20 protein-coding genes are annotated in these 20,724 nt (G+C 34.9%); 19 read left to right on the top strand and 1 reads right to left on the bottom strand.

Annotation, left to right across the window (positions count from 1 at the left end; translation table 11 throughout):
• Nucleotides 1-28 precede the first annotated feature (28 nt).
• The 4 genes from ACNO7W_RS00710 to ACNO7W_RS00725 all read left to right on the top strand — a co-directional run bounded on the left by ACNO7W_RS00710 (nt 29) and on the right by ACNO7W_RS00725 (nt 6,368).
• Nucleotides 29-2,251: an alpha-galactosidase gene (locus tag ACNO7W_RS00710; RefSeq protein WP_417936636.1), complete on the top strand. Its 2,223-nt coding sequence runs from the start codon at nt 29-31 to the stop codon at nt 2,249-2,251.
• A gap of 127 nt (nt 2,252-2,378) precedes the next feature.
• The gene (galE, locus tag ACNO7W_RS00715) at nt 2,379-3,395 is read left to right on the top strand and encodes a UDP-glucose 4-epimerase GalE (protein WP_417936637.1); all 1,017 of its coding nucleotides are present in this window, start codon (nt 2,379-2,381) and stop codon (nt 3,393-3,395) included.
• A 446-nt stretch (nt 3,396-3,841) separates the two neighbouring features.
• Nucleotides 3,842-5,527, top strand: a complete 1,686-nt coding sequence (locus tag ACNO7W_RS00720) for a sodium/sugar symporter (protein WP_143387190.1) — start codon at nt 3,842-3,844, stop codon at nt 5,525-5,527.
• A gap of 136 nt (nt 5,528-5,663) precedes the next feature.
• Nucleotides 5,664-6,368, top strand: coding sequence for an NUDIX hydrolase (locus tag ACNO7W_RS00725; protein WP_143387189.1), 705 nt, complete (start codon nt 5,664-5,666; stop codon nt 6,366-6,368).
• 175 nt (nt 6,369-6,543) lie between these two features.
• Here the strand turns inward: ACNO7W_RS00725 and ACNO7W_RS00730 are convergent, their stop codons facing one another.
• Entirely contained in the window at nt 6,544-6,909 is a 366-nt protein-coding gene (locus tag ACNO7W_RS00730) for a toxin-antitoxin system YwqK family antitoxin (protein ID WP_417936638.1), read from the bottom strand.
• A gap of 228 nt (nt 6,910-7,137) precedes the next feature.
• Between ACNO7W_RS00730 and aspS the strand changes: the two genes are divergently transcribed.
• From aspS to nuoL, 15 genes are all read left to right on the top strand, one after another.
• Nucleotides 7,138-8,883, top strand: coding sequence for an aspartate--tRNA ligase (aspS, locus tag ACNO7W_RS00735; protein WP_143387187.1), 1,746 nt, complete (start codon nt 7,138-7,140; stop codon nt 8,881-8,883).
• Between the two features lie 132 nt (nt 8,884-9,015).
• Nucleotides 9,016-9,210 carry a cold-shock protein gene (locus ACNO7W_RS00740; protein ID WP_007137066.1) on the top strand — a complete coding sequence of 65 codons (195 nt, stop codon included), beginning with the start codon at nt 9,016-9,018 and terminating at the stop codon, nt 9,208-9,210.
• A 233-nt stretch (nt 9,211-9,443) separates the two neighbouring features.
• Entirely contained in the window at nt 9,444-9,809 is a 366-nt protein-coding gene (locus ACNO7W_RS00745) for an NADH-quinone oxidoreductase subunit A (RefSeq protein WP_417936639.1), read from the top strand.
• Nucleotides 9,810-9,934: 125 nt separating this feature from the next.
• On the top strand, nt 9,935-10,483 hold the full coding sequence (locus ACNO7W_RS00750) for an NADH-quinone oxidoreductase subunit B (protein ID WP_417936640.1): 549 nt from the start codon (nt 9,935-9,937) through the stop codon (nt 10,481-10,483).
• Between the two features lie 4 nt (nt 10,484-10,487).
• Complete coding sequence (locus tag ACNO7W_RS00755; protein ID WP_039110431.1) at nt 10,488-11,009, top strand: NADH-quinone oxidoreductase subunit C; 522 nt, start codon at nt 10,488-10,490, stop codon at nt 11,007-11,009.
• A gap of 35 nt (nt 11,010-11,044) precedes the next feature.
• Nucleotides 11,045-12,283 carry an NADH-quinone oxidoreductase subunit D gene (locus tag ACNO7W_RS00760; protein WP_143387183.1) on the top strand — a complete coding sequence of 413 codons (1,239 nt, stop codon included), beginning with the start codon at nt 11,045-11,047 and terminating at the stop codon, nt 12,281-12,283.
• Between the two features lie 82 nt (nt 12,284-12,365).
• Nucleotides 12,366-12,896, top strand: a complete 531-nt coding sequence (locus ACNO7W_RS00765; RefSeq protein WP_417936641.1) for a complex I 24 kDa subunit family protein — start codon at nt 12,366-12,368, stop codon at nt 12,894-12,896.
• Nucleotide 12,897: 1 nt separating this feature from the next.
• A complete protein-coding gene (nuoF, locus tag ACNO7W_RS00770; RefSeq protein WP_417936642.1) occupies nt 12,898-14,265 on the top strand; it encodes an NADH-quinone oxidoreductase subunit NuoF in 1,368 nt (455 codons plus the stop codon).
• Between the two features lie 18 nt (nt 14,266-14,283).
• Nucleotides 14,284-15,333, top strand: coding sequence for a 2Fe-2S iron-sulfur cluster-binding protein (locus tag ACNO7W_RS00775; protein ID WP_417936643.1), 1,050 nt, complete (start codon nt 14,284-14,286; stop codon nt 15,331-15,333).
• The gene (gene nuoH / locus ACNO7W_RS00780; RefSeq protein ID WP_417936644.1) at nt 15,326-16,378 is read left to right on the top strand and encodes an NADH-quinone oxidoreductase subunit NuoH; all 1,053 of its coding nucleotides are present in this window, start codon (nt 15,326-15,328) and stop codon (nt 16,376-16,378) included. Before ACNO7W_RS00775 ends, nuoH begins: the two co-directional genes overlap by 8 nt.
• A gap of 302 nt (nt 16,379-16,680) precedes the next feature.
• Nucleotides 16,681-17,202, top strand: a complete 522-nt coding sequence (locus ACNO7W_RS00785; RefSeq protein ID WP_417936645.1) for an ORF6N domain-containing protein — start codon at nt 16,681-16,683, stop codon at nt 17,200-17,202.
• 167 nt (nt 17,203-17,369) lie between these two features.
• The gene (locus tag ACNO7W_RS00790) at nt 17,370-17,915 is read left to right on the top strand and encodes a NuoI/complex I 23 kDa subunit family protein (protein ID WP_417936646.1); all 546 of its coding nucleotides are present in this window, start codon (nt 17,370-17,372) and stop codon (nt 17,913-17,915) included.
• Nucleotides 17,915-18,427 carry an NADH-quinone oxidoreductase subunit J gene (locus ACNO7W_RS00795; RefSeq protein WP_091172454.1) on the top strand — a complete coding sequence of 171 codons (513 nt, stop codon included), beginning with the start codon at nt 17,915-17,917 and terminating at the stop codon, nt 18,425-18,427. The genes ACNO7W_RS00790 and ACNO7W_RS00795 overlap by 1 nt, the downstream gene beginning before the upstream one ends.
• 1 nt (nt 18,428) lies before the next feature.
• Nucleotides 18,429-18,749, top strand: coding sequence for an NADH-quinone oxidoreductase subunit NuoK (gene nuoK / locus ACNO7W_RS00800; protein WP_066079401.1), 321 nt, complete (start codon nt 18,429-18,431; stop codon nt 18,747-18,749).
• Nucleotides 18,750-18,755: 6 nt separating this feature from the next.
• On the top strand, nt 18,756-20,639 hold the full coding sequence (gene nuoL, locus ACNO7W_RS00805) for an NADH-quinone oxidoreductase subunit L (RefSeq protein WP_417936647.1): 1,884 nt from the start codon (nt 18,756-18,758) through the stop codon (nt 20,637-20,639).
• Nucleotides 20,640-20,724: the final 85 nt, after the last annotated feature.

The following is a 20,724-nucleotide window of genomic DNA, read 5'->3' on the forward strand; positions in this document are numbered from 1 at the left end:
AAAGATGATGACATTTAGAACAAGAATTATGAAAGAAAAACTAGAATCCTATTTTAATAAAAAATATATGTTCACTTTATATTTTATGATTAGTGTCATCAATTTATCGGCACAAACAGTAACCATTCCTATTGCTACTTCAAACAATGTGTTATTGTTGCAAACCGACAGTAGCAACAGGTTGAGAACTGTTTATTTTGGAAAGCCTCTTGAAAACGAAAGTGAATATGCGGCTGTTTCGGCAGGATTTAATTATGATGAAGCTAATGCAGGTATTTATAATTCGTCCTATACGCCTTCGGGGACCTGGAATCTTTCTGAACCCGCCATTCAGGTCAAACATGCAGATGGGAATCCTTCTTTGGAACTGAAATATGTGAGCCATAAAATCGAAAAAATTGATGCTGATACTTCCATTACAAGCATCCTTCTGAAAGATCCCATTTATCCGTTTGAGGTTACTTTGTTTTATAAAGTTTGGGCAAAAGAAAATATAATCGAGCAATGGACAGAAATAAAACACAGGGAGAAAAAGCCTGTTTTATTGCAAAAGTACGCTTCTGCTAATTTATATTTTTCCAATAAAGATTTTTATCTTACGAGTTTCCAGGGAGAATATTTAAAGGAGATGCAACCTGTAGAAACTAAGCTTTTACAAGGTATAAGAACAGTAGATTCTAAACTGGGAACAAGAGCGATGCTTTTACAAACGCCTAATTTTATGGTGTCTTTTGGCAAGCCTGCTTCAGAAAATGAAGGAACTGTTATGATAGGTCAGTTGGCTTGGAGTAGCAATTTCAAACTTGATTTTGAAATCGACTCTCATAAAAATCTTCGACTAATTGCAGGAATCAATCCGTTTGCTTCGGAATATTCATTGGCTCCAAATGAAATTTTCAAAACACCTTCTTTAATCTATGCTTTATCAAATCATGGTACAGGCGAAGCCAGTAGAAATTTACACGATTGGGCAAGAAAATACAGACTTCTTGATGGTCAAGGCGAACGACTTACTTTGTTGAACAATTGGGAAGCTACTTTTTTTGATTTTGATGAAAACAAAATAAAAGGATTGTTTAAAGATGCAAAAGATTTGGGTGTTGATCTATTTTTATTGGACGATGGTTGGTTTGGTAATAAATACCCAAGAAATAATGATGATGCAGGGCTTGGCGACTGGCAGGAGAATAAAAAGAAACTCCCAAGCGGCTTGGGTTATTTGGTAAAAGAAGCCAAAAAAGAAGGCGTAAAATTTGGTATTTGGATAGAGCCTGAAATGGTAAACCCAAAGAGTGAGTTGTACGAAAAACACCTTGATTGGGTTATAAAACAACCGGAAAGACCTGAAATTTATTATAGAAATCAACTGGTATTGGACTTGTCGAATCCCGAAGTACAAGATTTTGTTTTTGGAATTGTAGATAACTTATTTGTAAAAAATCCGGAATTGGCGTTTATAAAATGGGATTGTAATGCGGTTATTTATAACGCTTATTCTGCTTATCTTAACAAAAAAGGATTGCCACAATCTAATTTGTATATAGATTATACGAAAGGATTGTATAAAGTGCTGCAACGAATTCGCGCCAAATATCCAAAAGTCCCAATGATGCTGTGTTCTGGTGGTGGGGGTCGTGGCGATTATGAATTGCTGAAATATTTTACAGAATTTTGGCCAACTGATGACACCGAACCTTTGGAAAGAATTTTTGTACAATGGGATTACTCTTATTTCTTCCCTTCTATTGCTACTGACAACCATGTTACTGACTGGGGGAAACAACCACTGAAATTTAGAGTTGATGTGGCTAGTATGGGCAAATTGGGTTTTGATATTGTAGCAGGAAAGCTAAACGCTGATGACAAATTATTTTGCAAACAAGCCATAACAAATTACAACTCATTTAAAGAGATAGTGTGGCATGGCGATATGTTTCGTTTAGTCAATCCCCATGAAAATGATATTGCCGCATTGATGTATGTAAATCCAGACAAGAGCAAAGCGATTGTTTTTAACTACTTAGTGAATAATAGATTTAATATAACTGCAACGGAGCGACCAGTTGTATTAAACGGATTAAATCCAAAGAAAAAATATACCGTAAAAGAAATTAACTTGTATCCGGGTGTTACTTCATCAATTGCTTCTGACAAAGTTTACACAGGTGATTTCTTGATGAAAGCAGGAATTAATCCAAATGTTACTTTGAAAAGAACGAGTGTGTTACTGGAAATAAATGAAGTGAAATAAGACAGCAAAAACACAAAAGATAAAAATATTTATACTAAATATCTTAGAATTTTTAAACTAATAGATTTTAAAAATTAGTTCATAATAACTAAGATTGGAAGTTCAAATGTATTATAAAAAATAAATTATGAAAATACTAGTTACGGGCGGTTTAGGTTTTATTGGTTCGCATACTGTAGTCGAATTGCAAAATGAAGGTTTTGAAGTTGTAATTATCGATGATCTTTCAAATTCATCTGAAGAAGTTTTAAAAGGAATAGTTGCTATAACAGGTAAAATGCCTGTTTTTGAAAAGTTGGATTTGAGAGAGAAAGTTTCGGTGCAGGATTTTTTCAAAAGACATTCTGATGTTGCTGGCGTAATCCATTTTGCAGCTTCTAAAGCAGTTGGTGAAAGTGTGGGGAATCCGCTATTGTATTATGAAAACAATATTAATACTTTAATCTATTTGCTTCAGGAATTGCAACAAAAACAAGAAGCTCATTTTATTTTTAGTTCGTCTTGTACCGTTTATGGTCAAGCCGAAACAATGCCTATTAACGAAAATGCATCGGTTAAACCAGCCATGTCACCTTATGGGAATACCAAACAAATTGGCGAAGAAATCATTGCCGATGTTACAAAAGTAAGTGGTATAAACGCTATTTTGTTGCGTTATTTTAATCCTATTGGTGCTCATCCATCGACAGAAATAGGGGAATTACCTATTGGAGTGCCACAAAATTTAGTGCCGTTTATTACCCAAACTGGAATGGGTTTGCGAAAAGAATTATCCGTTTACGGGGATGATTACCCAACACCTGATGGGACTTGTGTGCGGGATTATATTCATGTTGTAGACTTAGCAAGAGCGCATGTTATTGCTTTGCAACGATTAGTAAATAAAAAGAATTTAGATAAGATAGAAACTTTTAATTTGGGAACCGGTACGGGAAGTTCTGTTTTGGAAGTGATTACAGCTTTCGAAAAAGCCAGTGGGCAAAAATTACCATACAAAATTGTTGATAGAAGAGAAGGTGACGTTATTTCGGCTTATGCCAATACAGAGAAAGCGAATGATATTCTTGGTTGGAAAACAGAGTCAACTTTGGAAGAAGGGATAGTAAGTGCTTGGAAATGGGAGCAGAAAGTTAGAGGGAAATAACAAAAAGTAGGTGATTTAAAGTGGATTAGTGAATCAGAAAGGGATATTATTTCCTGATAAAGTGTTTTGATAGTAAAATAACGCCCTACATCTTAAATCTTAAGATAAATAAAGAGTATTGGCTGATCATTGCATTTTCTGTAATAATTAGTCCCGTTTTTCGAGATGAGATGAACTATATTTAAATTAAGCAATGGAATGTAAAGAAAAACATATAGCAATTGAAACTGCTTTTTTTATAGCATTCATTAAAATAATGAACAATAAAAAATAATCTAATAAAATAATTGTCAATTTAACAAATAATAATATATTTGAAAAAAATTAAAGATTAATCAAGTATTATTAATGTATAATAATTGATTCTGTAATTAGAATCTTTTTACTTCATAAATAATATATACCAATGCAATCTATTTTTAATACTATTAATAAACTATTTACTCATGAACCAGAACCTTGCTTTCGCAGATTACGCAGTATTTATTATCTATTTTATCGTGGTGTCCACTTATGGATATACCGTTTATCGCAAACGCGAAAAAAACGAACACGATGCCAAAGCTTATTTTCTGGCAGAAGGAACACTGACATGGTGGGCTATTGGCGCCTCATTGATTGCCTCTAATATTTCTGCAGAACAGTTTATTGGAATGAGTGGAGAAGGATTCTTTTTAGGAATTGCAGTTGCTGCTTATGAGTGGATTGCTGCCATTGCTTTGATTATTGTAGCCGTTTGGTTTATTCCTGTTTATTTAAAAAACAAGATTTACACGATGCCTCAATTTTTGAAAACAAGGTATAACGAATCAACTGCTTTAATTATGGCCGTTTTCTGGTTGTTCTTATATGTATTTGTTAACCTGACTTCTATTTTATATTTAGGTGCTGTAGCCATTAATGGATTGGCTGGTGGTGAATACTTACATGCTATTATGATCGGGCTTGCCGTTTTTGCTTTAGTGATCTCTTTAGGAGGTATGAAAGTGGTTGCTTATACGGATGTAATTCAGGTTGCTGTTTTAATAATTGGTGGACTGGTTACGTCTTACATTGCTTTGACTACTGTTGGACAATATTTTGGTGTTGGCGAAAATGCTATAGCAGGTTTCAAAGTATTGATGAGAGAAGCTCCGGAGCATTTCAAAATGATTATCCCGGAACCCACTGCGACTTCTTCTCAAAATGATATTAATAAGTATCTTACTTTTCCAGGAATGATGTCTTACTTGGCTGGTATTTGGATTATTAATCTTAATTATTGGGGTTGTAACCAATACATTACCCAAAGAGCATTAGGAGCGGATTTACAAACTGCCCGTACCGGTATTTTGTTTGCGGGGATTTTAAAATTATTAATGCCACTTATTGTTATGTTACCTGGTATTGCTGCTTATGTTTTATATGAGAATGGGCATTTACCTCAATTGGTAGGTGGTAAAGATGGTGCTTATTCTGCAGTGTTAACTTTCCTTCCAACAGGTTTAAAAGGATTGTCAGTTGCAGCTTTAACTGCTGCGATTGTTGCATCGTTAGCGGGTAAAGTAAATAGTATTTCTACTATTTATACTCTGGATGTGCACAAAAAATACATCCAAAAAGACGCTACTGATAGAGGTCAGGTGAACATAGGAAGATATGCTGTTTTTGCAGCCATGCTCCTTGCTGTTTTATTTACTTGGAATGATGTACTTGGAATTGGTGGTGTGGGTGGTTTTACCTATATTCAAAAATATACAGGTTTTATTAGTCCGGGTGTATTTGCCATGTTTTTCCTTGGAATGTTCTGGAAAAGAACTACAGGAACTGCTGCAATAATAGGGGTAATCTCCGGTTTCTTATTGTCGGTTTTGTTTAACGAATTTGCACCAGCACTATTTGGAAATGAAACATTATTATACACAGCTTATACGAATGGAAAAGGCGGATATGAAATACCATTTCACATCTGTATGGGGTTGTCATTTATGTTTACCATGCTTATTATGATTGCAGTGAGTTTTGCTGGGCCAAAAGTGAATCCAAAAGCCTTTGAGTTAGATACTGAAATGTTCAAGGTAAAACCTCAAACAACAGTATTGATAGTAATAACACTACTGATTATTTTTGCTTTGTATGCTAAATTTTGGTAGCATTATTTTTTAACATCAAGTTTTGGAGACCTTAAAATAATCTGAATCAATGCCGTTTAGTTAGAAGTAGTCAGCAATTATTTAGCTGGAAAAACTTAACTAAAGGGCATTTGATTTTAATACACCTTTCGTAAGTATGTCGCATTATTCTCAACAAAAACGATTTTTATTTGCAGTCGATTGTATCATCTTTGGATATGATGGACAAGAGTTAAAATTGTTGGTTATAAAAAGAAATTTTGAATCTTTTAAAGGAAATTGGAGTTTAGTAGGAGGGTTTGTAAGTGATGACGAAAGTGCTGACGATGCTGCGGTTCGAGTTCTTAAAGATCTTACAGGTCTGGATGGGGTGTATATGGAACAGTTGCATTGTTTTACAGAGCCAAATAGAGATAGCGTTGAAAGAACCATATCCATTGCCTATTTTGCATTAATAGATATTCATAAATACAATCAGCAGATTAGTGAGGATTATCATCCGGCTTGGTTTCCTATTAATCAGTTACCCGAATTAATTTTTGACCATTCTGCTATTGTTGAATTAGCCAAAGAAAAGCTACGGTACAGAGCGGCGCTACATCCGCTTTTATTCGAATTGTTGCCGGATAAGTTTACCATGCCGCAATTGCAAAGCCTTTATGAGGCTGTTTATAATATGGAATTTGACAAAGGGAATTTCAACCGAAAGTTGTTGTCTACTAAATTGTTAGAAAAGTTGGAAGATAAGGACAAGCTCAGTTCAAAAAAAGGAGCCTTTTATTACACCGTAAATTTAAAAAAATATAGCGCTGGTTTTAAAACCTTTTTGAATTTTGTTCCCAGTCAATATATTAACGAATAATGTCTTGTGCTATTTGTAATTATGAAATAAATGACTGTCTATTTTACAACTGGTTTTATGGCTGCTTTGCCTGTAACCGGTTTTGTAATTTGGGATGGTTGAAAAAACAAAAAGGACTATAATAAAAAAAGCTTTCGTTTTAGGCGAAAGCTTTTTAATATTAATGGATTAATCCTTAGTCTCTGTCGACCAATGCGTCTTGTTTCCAGTTTTTAATGGAAGCTATTCTATTATTGGAATAATCAACTTCACTTAGATTATTAATGCCAGTGTCATTGTTTTGAGACCAAAAAAACCATTTTCCGGTTTTAAGACCATTTTCATATTCACCGGACGAAGTTTTGTTTCCTTTCTCATCAAAAGAAACCCAAACTCCTTCTAATTTTCCATTTTCAAAAAAACCTTCTTGCTGCACTTGACCGTTTTCAAAAAAGTAAGTCGCTTTAATCTTTTTGCCAAAAGGTTCTAATACTGGTTTTGCTTCTTGTGCAAAAATCATCCCTGAGAACAGTATTGCTACTAAAATCATACACTTTTTCATATCTTGAGTTGTTAATGTTTTGTATTTATATGTCAAATTTACTTATTAATTTACATTAAAAAAACTTTTACATAACAATTTAGTAACATTAGGCAAAAGCTTAACATTGGAAAATAAATTGAGATAAAAAACAATAGTGTAAAAATTCACTATTCTCAATTCATTATTCATAATTAGTCCTAAATTTGCACCCGAGCCCAAAGGGCGAAATAATCTAAAATTTGGATCATGTATAGAAGTCATAATTGTGGCGAATTGAACGCCTCACATATTAATACTGAAGTTACACTTGCTGGTTGGGTTCAGAAATCAAGGGATAAAGGATTTATGAATTGGGTTGATTTACGTGATCGTTATGGAATTACGCAATTGATTTTTGACGAAGGTCGTTCTCAAAAAGAAGTATTTGAAGCGGCTAAAACTTTGGGTCGTGAATTCGTAATTCAAATAAAAGGAACTGTTATCGAGCGGGAAGCAAAAAATAAAAATATTCCTACAGGCGAAATAGAAATTTTAGTTTCAGAATTGAATATTCTTAATGCTTCGCTTACACCTCCTTTCACTATTGAAGATGAAACAGATGGAGGAGAAGACATCCGAATGAAATATCGTTACCTTGACATTAGAAGAAATCCTGTGAAAAACAGTTTGCTTTTTCGTCATAAAGTAGCCATGGAAGTGCGCAAGTATCTTTCAGATTTAGATTTTTGCGAGGTAGAAACACCTTATTTGATTAAGTCTACTCCAGAAGGAGCCAGAGATTTTGTTGTTCCTTCTCGAATGAATGAAGGACAGTTTTACGCTTTGCCACAATCGCCTCAGACTTTTAAACAGTTGTTGATGGTGGGTGGAATGGATAAATATTTCCAAATTGTGAAATGTTTCCGTGATGAAGATTTACGTGCAGACAGACAGCCGGAATTTACACAAATAGATTGCGAAATGGCTTTCGTGGAGCAGGAGGATATTTTGAATGTTTTCGAAGGATTGACAAGACATTTATTGAAAGAAATAAAAGGTATCGAAGTAGAGAAATTTCCAAGAATGACCTACGAGCATGCTATGAAAACATACGGAAATGACAAACCGGACATTCGTTTTGGGATGGAATTCGGCGAGTTAAACGAAGTAGCTAAAAGCAAAGAATTTCCGGTTTTTAATGCTGCGGAATTAGTAGTGGGTATTGCTGCTCCCGGAGTTGGAAATTATACTCGTAAAGAAATTGACGCTTTGATTGATTGGGTAAAACGGCCTCAGGTTGGTGCGTCGGGAATGGTGTATGTAAAATGCAACGAAGATGGAACCTATAAATCATCCGTAGATAAATTCTATGATCAAAATGATTTGCGCCATTGGGCAAAAACTACAGGAGCGCAGCCGGGTGATATGATTTTTGTGCTTTCTGGACCTGCGGATAAAACGCGCGGACAGTTAAGCGCTTTGCGTATGGAATTGGCAAGTCGTTTGGGATTAAGAAAACCAACAGAATTTGCACCACTTTGGGTTGTTGATTTTCCATTATTGGAATTTGATGAAGAAAGCGGTCGTTACCATGCGATGCATCATCCTTTTACGTCTCCTAAGCCGGAAGATATGCATTTATTGGAGACAAATCCAGGGAAAGTTCGTGCCAATGCCTATGATATGGTTTTGAATGGTAATGAAATTGGCGGTGGATCGATCCGTATTCACGATAAAGCTACGCAACAATTGATGTTTAAATATTTAGGTTTCACTGAGGAGGAAGCTAAAGCACAATTCGGATTTCTGATGGATGCTTTCCAGTTTGGTGCGCCGCCACACGGAGGTTTAGCTTTTGGATTGGATCGATTAGTGGCGATTCTTGGTGGGCAGGAAACGATTCGGGACTTCATTGCTTTTCCCAAAAATAATTCAGGTAGAGATGTTATGATTGACGCACCATCTACAATTGATGAATCGCAATTAAAAGAGTTGCATATTAAAATTGACTAAATGCAGTTTGTCGTTTAAATTTGTTTGAAAACGTTGAATATCAATATTTTTACAAAATAAAAACAGAAGATAGTATTTCGTATTATATTAAATATTACATTTGCTCCATTATAAATTATTATTACTATTACAATGCGTACAGGTACAGTTAAATTTTTCAATGAATCTAAAGGTTACGGATTCATTACAGACGAAGAAACAGGAAAAGACATTTTTGTTCATGCATCAGGAATCAACGCGGAAGAATTGCGCGAAGGTGACAGAGTTAGCTATGAAGAAGAAGAAGGAAGAAAAGGAAAAGTTGCTGCGAAAGTAGCAGTGATCTAAGCATAAAAATTTATTTTTTTGCCTACGAATGTTTAAAACGTTCCGATACATGTCGGAACGTTTTTTTTTGCAGTATAATGAAAAAACGACGTCTTAAATACGAAATTATTTATAATCGTTAAAAATAACAAGAAAATCGTATTTTCATAGAAACTAAATTTTGCTTTAAACTTGTGTTTTAAATCCTTGAAACCTATCTTTGTGGCTTATTTTTATTCAAAAACAACGATAATATGCAATCCGATCAATTAAATTATATCCCAATTTTAATGCAGTTCATTTTGGCTGTAGGATTTGTTGTAGGTACTATATTGGTTTCAGGAAAATTAGGTCCTAAAAGATCATCTGAAATCAAAGATAAAAATTTCGAATGCGGTATCGAATCTGTGGGTAACGCAAGAATTCCATTTTCAGTAAAATATTTTCTTGTAGCTATACTATTTGTTTTGTTTGATGTTGAGGTAATTTTTCTTTACCCATGGGCAATCAATTTCAAAGAATTGGGAATGGAAGGTATGGTTAAGATGGTGATTTTTATGTTTTTACTTTTGGTAGGTTTTTTCTACATTATCAAAAAGAAAGCGCTAGAGTGGGAATAAAAATTAATTACGAATTAGAAATTACGAATTACAAGAATTCCGGTTTCTAAAGTGTTTATAAGAATATTTTTAAATTTAAATTATGAACTCATAATTCATAATTCGTAATTCATAATTTTACAAAGATGAGCGATTCTAAAATAAATATGGTTGAGCCACCAGAAGGTGTTGTTGGTGAAGGTTTCTTCGCCACAAAACTGAATGATGTTGTGGGATTGGCTCGTGCTAATTCATTGTGGCCTTTACCTTTTGCAACGTCTTGTTGCGGAATTGAATTTATGGCAACGATGGCTTCGCATTATGATTTAGCGCGTTTTGGTTCTGAGCGGGTGAGTTTTTCTCCTCGTCAAGCGGATATGCTAATGGTAATGGGGACAATTTCAAAAAAAATGGCACCAATCTTACGTCAGGTTTACGAACAAATGTCTGAGCCTCGTTGGGTTATTGCTGTTGGTGCTTGTGCTTGTTCAGGTGGGATTTTTGACACCTATTCTGTTTTGCAAGGGATTGACAAAGTAATTCCGGTAGATGTTTATGTTCCAGGTTGCCCACCAAGACCAGAGCAAATTGTTGATGGTGTTATGAAATTGCAAGAATTAGTAAGAAATGAATCTGTAAGAAGAAGAAGTTCTCCGGAATACCAAGAATTATTAGCTTCTTATAATATCAAATAAAATAATGGCGCTAGAAACGATACAAATCCAAGAAAAATTAGTCGAAACATTTGATTCGGCTGTTTTTGAATTCAAGCAGGAAAAAGATATATTTTCATTTGAAGTCGCTGCTGATAAAATTACGGCGGTGATTCTTTTTTTGAAAAATGATCCAACATTACGGTTTCATTTTTTAACTGATTTGTGTGGGATTCACTATCCTGACAATGATGTTGATCATCAATTTGCGGTAGTCTATCATTTGCACAATTGGTACGAAAACAAAAGAATTAAAATCAAGGCATTTATCAACGGTGAAAACCCGGAAATAAAAACGATATCTAATATTTTCTTAAGTTCAAATTGGATGGAAAGAGAAACATTTGATTTTTATGGGATAAACTTCATTGGTCATCCACAATTGAAACGTATTTTGAATATGGATGAAATGATTTCTTTTCCAATGCGAAAAGAATTTCCAATGGAAGATAGCGGAAGAACGGATAAAGATGACCGTTTCTTTGGAAGAACGACAGACAATTATTAAAAATACTCACTATTATAATTTTTCACATTAACTAAATGTCAGAACTATTATTACCACCAGAGCATCGCTATGCTAAAAGAATACAAGAGCAACTAAACGAAGACGGAAGCGAGCTTTCGATTCTGAATTTAGGGCCTACTCACCCAGCGACACACGGTATTTTTCAAAATATTTTGTTGATGGATGGGGAGAGAATTTTGGAAGCAGAACCAACTATTGGTTATATTCACAGAGCTTTCGAAAAAATTGCTGAAAACCGTCCTTTTTACCAAATCACACCTCTTACTGATAGATTGAACTATTGTTCCTCACCTATAAACAATATGGGTTGGTGGATGACATTAGAGAAATTATTAGATATTGAAGTTCCTAAAAGAGCACAATATTTAAGGGTAATTGTAATGGAGTTGGCAAGAATCACGGATCATATTATCTGTAATTCCATTCTTGGTGTCGATACAGGAGCTTATACCGGATTTTTGTATGTTTTCCAATTTAGAGAAAAAGTATATGAAATCTACGAAGAAATTTGCGGGGCTCGTTTGACTACAAATATGGGGAGAATTGGTGGTTTCGAAAGAGATTGGTCACCAGAAGCTTTTAGAAAATTAGATGTGTTTTTAGAAGAATTTCCAGCAGCTTGGAAAGAATTTGAAAACTTATTCGAAAGAAATAGAATTTTTATTGACAGAACTGTAAATGTTGGAGCTATAACAGCTGAACAAGCTATGGCTTACGGATTTACAGGTCCAAATTTACGTGCTGCAGGTGTTGATTATGATGTTCGTGTAGCGCAACCATATTCTTCTTACGAAGATTTCGATTTTATTATTCCTGTTGGAAAATCTGGAGATACTTACGATCGTTTTTGTGTTCGTAATGCCGAAGTTTGGGAAAGTTTGAGTATTATTCGTCAAGCTTTAGCCAAAATGCCTGAAGGAAATGAATTCCATGCCGATGTTCCGGATTATTATCTTCCTCCGAAAGAAGCTGTTTACACGAATATGGAATCGTTGATTTATCATTTCAAAATTGTAATGGGAGAAGTTCCTGTTCCAGTTGCTGAGATTTATCATGCTGTAGAAGGAGGGAACGGGGAGTTAGGATTTTATTTAGTTACTGACGGAAGCAGAACGCCTTATAGATTGCATTTCCGTAGGCCTTGTTTTATTTACTATCAAGCGTATCCAGAAATGATTAAAGGTTCATTACTGTCGGATGCAATTGTTATTTTGTCAAGTTTAAATGTTATTGCCGGAGAATTAGACGCATAATGATTTCAGATTATTGATTAACGATTTCAGATTTTAAAATAAAACTTTGTGACTTTGTGCCTTCGTGGCAAAAAAAATAAAAATGGAAAGAACGTATCACAAACAAGAAATAAATATGACCGAAGCATTGATGAATCGCATCAATGAATTGATAAGTCATTATCCTGAAGATAAAAGAAAATCGGCATTATTGCCTGTTTTGCATGAAGTTCAAGATGCTCACGAGAATTGGTTGAGTATTGAATTAATGAATAAAGTAGCTGAAATCCTTTTGATTAAACCAATCGAAGTTTATGAAGTAGTTTCGTTTTATACGATGTACAACCAAAGACCAATTGGAAAATACATGTTCGAATTTTGCCAAACTTCTCCTTGTTGTTTGAATGGGGTGGAGGATTTAATGGATTATACCTGCGAGAAATTAGGAGTGAAAGTGGGTGAGCCAACACCAGACGGTCTATTTGAAGTTAGAGGTGTTGAATGTTTAGGCGCTTGTGGTTATGCTCCAATGATGCAATTAGGCGATTTTTACAGAGAACATTTGAACGAAGAGAAAATCGACCAATTAATTGCTGATTGCAAAAACGATAAAATAATAGTACACGATAAATAATATGTCACAAAAAATATTATTAGACAAAATAAACGTTCCAGGAATTAAAACTTACGAAGTGTACCGTCAAAACGGGGGTTATGCTTCAGTAGAAAAAGCCTTAAAAACATTAACACCAGACGAAGTTGTCGAAGAAGTAAAAACTTCTGGATTGCGTGGTCGTGGCGGAGCAGGATTTCCGGCAGGAATGAAATGGAGTTTTATTGATAAAAAATCAGGAAAACCAAGGCATTTAGTTTGTAATGCGGATGAATCGGAGCCAGGAACTTTCAAGGATCGTTATTTGATGGAATTTATTCCTCATTTATTGATTGAGGGAATGATTACTTCAAGTTATGCTTTGGGTGCAAACCTATCTTATATCTACATTCGTGGAGAATATATGTGGGTTTATAAAATATTGGAAAAAGCCATCAATGAAGCAAAAGCTGCTGGATTTTTGGGTAAAAATATATTGGGCTCGGGATACGATTTAGAACTTTATGTTCATTGTGGTGCCGGAGCTTACATTTGTGGTGAAGAAACTGCATTGATTGAATCCTTGGAAGGAAAAAGAGGGAATCCTCGTATCAAACCGCCATTTCCTGCTATTTCAGGACTTTGGGCAAACCCAACGGTTGTAAATAACGTAGAAACTATAGCCGCAGTGCCGTGGATTGTGAACAATTCGGGTGCGGAATATGCCAAAATTGGTATTGGACGTTCTACTGGAACCAAATTAATTTCGGCTTCAGGACATATTAAAAACCCTGGTGTTTATGAAATTGAATTGGGTCTAAGTGTTTACGAATTCATGAATTCTAATGAATATTTAGGCGGAATGAGTTCTGACAGACCTCTAAAAGCTTTTGTGCCGGGAGGAAGTTCTGTTCCCGTTTTACCAGCGCATTTAATTTACAAAACTGCAAACGGTGAAGATCGTTTGATGTCCTACGAATCGTTAAGTGACGGTGGATTTGCTACAGGATCAATGTTGGGATCAGGTGGATTTATCGTTTACAATGATACGTCATGTATTGTTCGTAATACTTGGAATTTCTCTCGTTTTTACCACCATGAAAGCTGTGGGCAATGTTCGCCTTGTCGTGAAGGTACAGGCTGGATGGAAAAAGTTTTGCATAGAATAGAAAACGGTCACGGCCGTGAAGAAGATATCGATTTGCTTTTGAGCATTCAAAGTAAAATTGAAGGAAATACAATTTGTCCATTAGGTGATGCGGCAGCTTGGCCAGTGGCAGCAGCAATTCGTCACTTTAGAGATGAATTTGAATACCATATTCGTTTCCCCGAAAAAATTAAAAATAGGGATCATTTTGTCGCTGAACCTTTTGAAAAAGTAAAGCATTTAGTTTCTAAAGTAATCGTATAAAGCCAAGAATTTCAGAAAATGAAAGTAACCATAGACGGTCAAAGCATAGAAGTAGAACCAGGAACAACAATCCTGCAGGCGGCACGTATGATAGGTGGGGAAGTAGTTCCGCCAGCGATGTGTTATTATTCTAAACTAAAAGGAAGCGGTGGAAAATGCCGTTGTTGTTTAGTGGAAGTTGCTAAAGGAAGTGAAGCCGATCCAAGACCAATGCCAAAATTAATGGCCTCTTGTGTAACCGGTTGTATGGACGGAATGGAAGTGAACAGCAAATCTTCTGATAGAGTAACCGAAGCAAGAAAATCGGTGACAGAGTTTTTATTGATTAATCACCCATTAGATTGTCCAGTTTGTGATCAGGCAGGAGAATGTGATTTGCAAAATTTAAGCTTTGAACACGGTAAATCAGAAACTCGTTTTATTGAAGAAAAGAGAACTTTTGAGCCAGAAAATATTGGTCCACATATTCAATTACACATGAATCGTTGTATTCTTTGCTACCGTTGTGTAATGGTTGCGGATCAATTGACAGACAATCGTGTTCACGGTGTGATGGATCGGGGGGATCACTCTAATATATCGACTTGTATTTCTAAAGCGATTGACAATGAGTTCTCAGGGAATATGATTGATGTTTGTCCAGTAGGAGCATTGACTGATAAAACGTTCCGATTCAAATCAAGAGTTTGGTTTAACAAACCGTACAATGCACACAGAGATTGTGATAAATGTTGTGGAAAAACTACGCTTTGGATGTTTGGTGACGAAATCCAACGTGTTACCGGAAGAAAAGATGAATACCATGAAGTAGAAGAATTTATTTGTAATGGTTGTCGTTTTGATCACAAAGACATAAAAGATTGGATTATTGAAGGACCGAGAGCATTTGAAAAAGATTCGGTTATCAATCAAAATAAATACTATAGAAAATTGCATAAAGTGGAAATCGCTACCGAAGAGAACATTCTTTTAGGTAGAGAAGAAGATCGCAAGAAAATAAGCATGGTCGAAATTCCATTGACTGAAGAAGACATTATGAATCAAAAAAGCTTGGGTAATAATGGATAGTACTATTATCATAGAAAAAAGTGTCATTATTGTTGCAGTTTTTGCTTTGACAATGTTGATGGCAATGTATTCCACATGGGCTGAACGAAAAGTTGCCGCTTGGCTTCAGGATCGTGTTGGGCCAAACAGAGCAGGACCTTTTGGATTATTTCAACCGCTTGCCGATGGTTTAAAATTATTCTCGAAAGAAGAATTTGAGCCAAATACACCGAACAGATTTTTGTTTTTTGTAGGTCCGGCAATTGCTATGAGTACTGCTTTAATGACGAGCGCCGTAATTCCTTGGGGAGATAAGTTGCATTTGTTTGGAAGAGATATTTTATTGCAGGCGACTGATTTAAACATTGGGCTGTTATACTTTATTGGAGTTGTTTCAGTGGGTGTTTACGGAATCATGATTGGTGGTTGGGCATCCAACAATAAGTTCTCTTTGATGGGTGCCGTTCGTGCTGCATCGCAAATGGTATCTTATGAAGTTGCCATGGGACTTTCGCTGATTGCTTTGTTGATGATGACTGGAACGTTGAGTTTAAGAGAGATTTCGGCACAACAAGCAGGAATGAATTGGAATGTGTTTTATCAACCGTTATCTTTTATTATATTCTTAATTTGTGCTTTTGCAGAAACGAACAGAACTCCTTTTGATTTAGCGGAATGCGAAACGGAATTAATTGGAGGATATCACACGGAATATTCATCGATGAAAATGGGATTCTATTTATTTGCTGAATATGCGAATATGTTTATTTCTTCCACGATTTTAGCTGTTTTATTCTTTGGAGGATATAATTATCCTGGAATGAGTTGGGCTGTAGAAAATTGGGGTGTGAATATTGCCAATATTTTAGGATTTGGTGCTTTGTTTATCAAATTATGTGGATTCATCTTTTTCTATATGTGGGTTCGTTGGACTATTCCAAGATTCAGATACGATCAATTGATGCATTTGGGTTGGAGAATTTTGATTCCATTATCCATTATCAATATTATGATTACCGGAATTGTAATTTTGAGAAGTGAAATTGCAACTTATTTAGGATTTTAGAATTCAAGATAATATAAAATAAGGAAAACCTTAAGGTGTCGCAAATTGCGACACCTTAATAAGTAGAGATGGTTGCAATTTATGACCAGTTAGAAATAAATGATATATAATTATAATTGTAATCCATTTCCGAAGGGGTTGCAATTTGCAACTCCTTCGGAAATGGATTTTATAAGAATAGTAAGTTTTAAAGCTATGTATTAAAAATATTAAATATTGGATTGCTTCACTTTGTGCCATTTTATCAAAAGCAAAGATATAGGTGTAACAAAATGTGACACCTTAACAAAAAAGGTTAATGTATGGACAAAATTATTATTCCAGACGAAATAATAACTAATAAAATTTATTTTATTAGATGCGCAAAAGTGATGTTAGATAGGGATTTAGCTGATTTGTATGATGTGGATCCAAGAGCCTTGAGACAACAAGTTAAAAGAAACATCGATAAATTCCCTGAACATTTTATGTTTAGGCTTAATGAAATTGAGGTTGATTTAATGGTGTCGCAAAATGCGATACCTTCAAAACAAGCTCTTGGCGGTTCACTTCCGTATGTATTTACGGAACATGGAATATTGCAGTTGTCTAATGTTGTGAAAAGCGAAAGAGCAACTCAAATGAGTATCAAAATAATAGAGATATTTGTAAGTTTGAGAGAATTTCTAACCGATAATTTAAATGCAAAACTAGACATCGAAGAAATAAAGAAGAAATTGGTAAATCACGATAAAAATATTGAATTGGTTTTTACTTATTTGGATGAGTTGATGGAAAAACAAGACAATAAAGTAGAAAGGAATAAAATTGGTTACAAAAATTAGAGTCTAAAAAAAGGAACATTATTAGTACCGAAAAGCCCTAGCCCTGATAGCAGTGGAAATCCTGTCATTGCGAGAGGAACGAAGCAATCTAATCGAAAGATTGCTTCGTTCCTCGCAAAGACAGATTGAAACGGATAGCAGGATTAAGCTTCAAATAAAAATAAAAAATGTCAATAGAAACCATATCCTTATCGGGAAGAAAAAAGCAAGTCTCTAACAAGGAGATGACTTTTTGGGAAAGAATGTATCTTGTTGCGATTGTCAAAGGTTTGATAATTACGATTCAGCATTTGTTTAAAAGAAAAGTAACGATTCAATATCCGGAACAAGTACGTGAAAGAAGTTCAGTTTATCGCGGTCAGCACATGTTGAAGCGTGATGAGGAAGGGCGTGAGAATTGTACGGCTTGTGGTTTATGTGCCTTGTCTTGTCCTGCAGAAGCGATTACGATGAAGGCTGAAGAACGCAGAGCAGACGAAAAACATTTGTACAGAGAAGAAAAATATGCATCGATATATGAAATCAATATGTTACGTTGTATTTTTTGTGGATTGTGTGAAGAGGCTTGTCCTAAAGACGCAATTTACCTGACGACTTCTAAAGTTTTAGTTCCTTCTAGCTATGAGAGAGAAGATTTCATCTTTGGAAAAGACAAATTGGTCATGCCTCTGGAAATGGCAATGAAAAACGCTCAACTTAAAAACGCTAACTAATGTCTACGATACTTATAATTTTTTGTGTATTGGCTGCTATCACATTAGCAACCGCATTTTTGACAATTTTTAGCAAAAATCCGATTCACAGCGCTATTTATTTAGTGATTTGTTTCTTTTCGATTGCGGGTCATTATCTATTATTGAATTCTCAATTTTTAGCGATAGTCCACATTATTGTGTATTCTGGAGCGATTATGATTTTGTTTTTATTCACCATCATGTTGATGAATTTAAATGAGGAAAGAGAAGTGCACCGACCTAGAATTACGAGATTAGGAGCTATTGTTTCTTTCTGTTTGATTTGTTTGGTTTTGATTGCCATTTTTATCAATTCAAAACCTATTGTTGGAGAATATGTAACTACCGGTGAAGATTATCAGTCTATAAAAGTATTGGGTAAAATACTGCTGAATGAATATATGGTTCCGTTTGAATTTGCCTCTATATTACTTTTGGTTGCTATGATTGGAACTGTGTTATTGTCTAAAAAAGAAAAATTGCAAAAATAAGATGAACAATATTTTAAACCACATTGGTATTGAAAATTATATATTCCTAAGCGTAATACTTTTTTGTATTGGAGTTTTCGGAGTGTTGTACAGACGAAATGCCATTATCGTATTTATGTCAATTGAAATTATGCTGAATGCAGTAAACTTATTGTTTGTAGCATTTTCGACCTATCATCAAGATGCGCAAGGACAAGTTTTTGTGTTCTTTTCGATGGCTGTTGCTGCGGCAGAAGTTGCGGTAGGATTGGCAATTTTGGTTTCTATTTTTAGAAATTTAGGTTCAATTACTATCGATAATTTAAAAAACTTAAAAGGATAAATGGAAATGAATACCAATATAGCTTTAGTTTTAGTTCTTGCTCCTTTTTTAGGATTTTTAATCAATGTTTTCTTTGGCAAAAGCCTGGGAAAATCGCTTTCAGGAATAATTGGAACCCTATCAGTTGTGGTTTCTTTTATTGCGACTGTTTATTTCTTCAGTGGAATAGCTGCTCAACCGGAAGGCATTCGTATTGCTCTTTTTGACTGGATTCAAATCAGTAATTTCAAAGTTGATTTTGGATTTCAATTGGACCAATTGTCCATTTTATGGTTGCTTTTTGTAACCGGAATTGGATCTTTGATTCATTTGTATTCGATCAGTTACATGCATGATGATGAAAATATGCACCAATTTTTTGCGTATTTGAATTTGTTTATATTCTTCATGATCACTTTAGTGATAGGAAGCAACTTATTAGTAATGTTCATTGGATGGGAAGGCGTTGGTCTTTGTTCGTATTTGTTAATTGGATTCTGGCATAAAAACCAAGAGTACAATGATGCAGCTAAGAAAGCATTCATCATGAACCGAATTGGAGATTTAGGGTTGTTAGTTGGAATTTTCATTCTTGGGAATTTATTTTCAACCGTAGATTTTACAACATTAAAAACAGCTATAACTACTGCGCCAGACTATAATGATTTTTGGGTTGCGGTTGCTGCGTTAGCCCTGTTTATTGGAGCTTGTGGTAAATCGGCTCAAATTCCATTGTATACTTGGTTACCAGATGCGATGGCGGGTCCAACACCGGTATCTGCATTGATTCACGCTGCAACGATGGTTACTGCGGGTATTTTTATGATTACCAGATTAAATTTCTTATTTGATTTGACTCCAAGCGTTCAATCTATAATCGCAGTTGTTGGAGCTGTGACTGCTTTAGTAGCCGCTACAATAGGATTGGTTCAAAATGATATTAAGAAAGTATTGGCTTATTCCACTGTTTCTCAATTGGGATTAATGTTCTTAGCTTTGGGTTTAGGTGCTTATGAAGTAGCCGTTTTCCATGTAATCACTCATGCTTTCTTCAAAGCTTGTTTGTTCTTGGGTTCAGGTTCTGTTATTCACGCTTTGCACGGAGAACAAGATATGCGTAAAATGGGTGGCTTGAAAAAAGCGATGCCAATTACGTTTGTAACGATGTTGATTGCTTCTTTAGCTATTTCCGGAGTTCCATTATTTTCAGGTTTTTTCTCGAAAGACGAAATTTTATTAGTGGCTTTCCATCATAATATTCCATTGTGGATTGTTGCTTCGATTGCTTCTATAATGACTGCTTTCTATATGTTTAGATTGATGTTTTTAACTTTCTTCCAAGAATTCAGAGGAACTTCAGCGCAAAAACACCATTTGCACGAAAGCCCGTCTTTGATTATCATTCCTTTGATTGTTTTAGCATTTTTGGCTACTATAGGTGGTTTGATCAGTTTACCTGGAAACAGTTGGTTGAATGGATATTTGACTCCTATTTTACCAAAATTAGCGACCGCGGAACACCATTTAGGAACTACTGAATATATCTTGATGGCTATTGCCGTTGTGGGCGGATTAGTAGGAATTGGTATTGCTTACGCCAAATACATCAAACAAAATACAGTTCCTACAGAAGATGCTGCCATTACAGGATTTTCTAAAGTGCTTTACAATAAATATTATGTTGATGAATGCTATGATGCTATTTTTGTTAAACCAATTAATGTTTTGTCTCGTTTTTTCAGAGACACTATAGAAACAGGTTTGTCAGCTTTAGTTTTTGGATTCGGAAAAGTTACCAACGAAATAAGTTACCAAGGAAAGAAAATACAAAATGGAAGTATCGGACTTTATCTTTTTGTTTTCGTATTAGGGCTTTGTGCCATTGTTTCTTATTTATTTTTAGCTCAATAATCTTATACTATGAAATAGACTTTTTACGCCAAATTTCAATTATTAAATAAATTACATTTTAAAAGTCTATTACATTTGACATTTA

Origin of the sequence: Flavobacterium sp. ZB4R12, assembly GCF_048276375.1 — a bacterium.
Lineage (GTDB): Bacteria > Bacteroidota > Bacteroidia > Flavobacteriales > Flavobacteriaceae > Flavobacterium > Flavobacterium gawalongense.